Source organism: Clostridium sp., assembly GCF_016650095.1.
Classification (GTDB): domain Bacteria; phylum Bacillota; class Clostridia; order Clostridiales; family Clostridiaceae; genus Clostridium_AD.
Map to the genome: position 1 here is coordinate 1 of NZ_JAENWL010000447.1, position 1,754 is coordinate 1,754.

The window sequence follows — 1,754 nt, forward strand, 5'->3', positions numbered from 1 at the left end:
ACCTTCCCAAATTTTATTTGTACAAATTTAGGAAGGCACTCAGTAAACATATTTAACAAATTATTTAATTCATCTCATATTCTCTCGAATATAATTTTTCCTTCATCAACTATATGCTTCTTAAGATTGTCATTTGATATACTTTCATAATGAAGTATATCAAAAAAATAAGGTAAAGGCGAAGTTTCATTTAAATAATCATCTAGGTTAAAAATAACCTCACTTGTTATCTGCTCACCAAAAATAGCTATATCAACATCTGAGCCTTTCTTATAATTCCCCATCGCTCTGCTTCCAAATATAATAGCCTTTTCTATAGTTTCAAATTTTGCTATTGCATCTTTAATATATTGAATATCTCTATCTATTAATCCAAACATACTATAATTCCCCCGATAATCGATCATTCATTTTTTTAAGTTCTGGAAAATATAGTTCCACTATTTCTTTTGACATTTTATCAGCTAACATTTCATCATAAGTATGTGTCGTCAGATTCCTGTTTGCTAATGCTTCTATCCATACATGACCATTATCTATTAACCCAATTTGAAAGGCTTGCTTAATTGCTTCTCTTGGACTCTTTACAACATATCCTTCAGCTTCTAAATAATCTTTTAATACCTTACAGGCTAATTCAAAAGTCATTTCAAAAAATTGAATTATACCTGCTTTTTCTAGTTCTGAAGTTATTTGTTGTTTTGAATATTTCTCCATCAACTTATATGATTTATTGAAATTCTCGAATCTCTGTTTCCATCTAATATCCTTTAAGTTATCCATAAATACACCTCTTATATATAGTATATATTAATATCCTATTTGTACAAGCACCAATGACAAGTAGAATAGCCGATTGAAAGGAAGATTGATTTATCTTCTTCTTTGGCTTATGCAAAGGCTTCCTCTCCCCATGAATTCCAATTTACTGGATTGTGGGCATGTTGCAGAAGGTATGGAGACTTTTCATTAATTAATTTATTAGGTTTTCTATTTTGATTAATAGTTTCTGGTTTAGTCATAGCTACAACAACTCCTATCAAATATGTATTAATGATATTATGCCCAAGGTAACTACTTTAAGTCTCTATAAGAAGTATCATAAATTTATATAAGGTTTGTTGGGTTATAAAAGAATGTTATGATTTAAACTATTCCTTTCGTAACCATCCAGCAGGTTTCCTTTTTGCTCCAATATAGTATTGGTTTTCTTTGGTAATAAGTTCATATCTTTCTCTTTTTTTACCATAAACATTCTGTTGAATAACTTCTACATAATCAGATGTCACTTCTGTTACAATGGCAACATGTCCAAAGTTTGTGTCTGTAAAAACGATTAAATCATCAGGTTCAGGTTTAACATTACCTCCATTCCTATATTGAACTAAATCTCTACGTTTGTTTAATTCTCCTTGTGGCACATCCGAATCAAAGAAATCCTTAGCATTCCCATATACATCAGGCATTTTATGCTCTTTTGCTTGATGATAAAACCTTTTTATATATTCTACGCATTGCCATTTCTGACCATAATAGTACCCATCTTCACTATAATTCTTGCCATACGCTTTTGTATAAATGATACCATTGTAATATATATCTACATTTTTATAACTATCTATTTCTTTTCCTATCATTTTTCTATCTCTTAAAATATAAAATCCTCCACCTACTAACACAATAATAATGATAAATATAAATAATTTCAGCCACTTATTTCTCATATCTCTTTCCTTTCAATTTGATTCATAATA

The 1,754-nt window shown here is 29.3% G+C and carries 3 protein-coding genes and 1 pseudogene; all 4 read right to left on the reverse strand.

From position 1 onward, the window contains the following. Positions 1 to 74 precede the first annotated feature (74 nt). Positions 75 to 380 (reverse strand): nucleotidyltransferase family protein, encoded by a 306-nt coding sequence (locus JJE11_RS17680; protein WP_291638012.1) that lies wholly within the window; start codon positions 378 to 380, stop codon positions 75 to 77. Position 381: 1 nt separating this feature from the next. Beyond that, the gene (locus JJE11_RS17685; protein ID WP_291638015.1) at positions 382 to 783 is read right to left on the reverse strand and encodes a nucleotidyltransferase substrate binding protein; all 402 of its coding nucleotides are present in this window, start codon (positions 781 to 783) and stop codon (positions 382 to 384) included. 47 nt (positions 784 to 830) lie between these two features. Next, positions 831 to 1,022, reverse strand: a pseudogene (locus JJE11_RS17690) (DUF255 domain-containing protein); the annotation flags it as partial. A gap of 129 nt (positions 1,023 to 1,151) precedes the next feature. Then, positions 1,152 to 1,724, reverse strand: a complete 573-nt coding sequence (locus tag JJE11_RS17695) for a CHAP domain-containing protein (RefSeq protein ID WP_291638017.1) — start codon at positions 1,722 to 1,724, stop codon at positions 1,152 to 1,154. Positions 1,725 to 1,754: the final 30 nt, after the last annotated feature.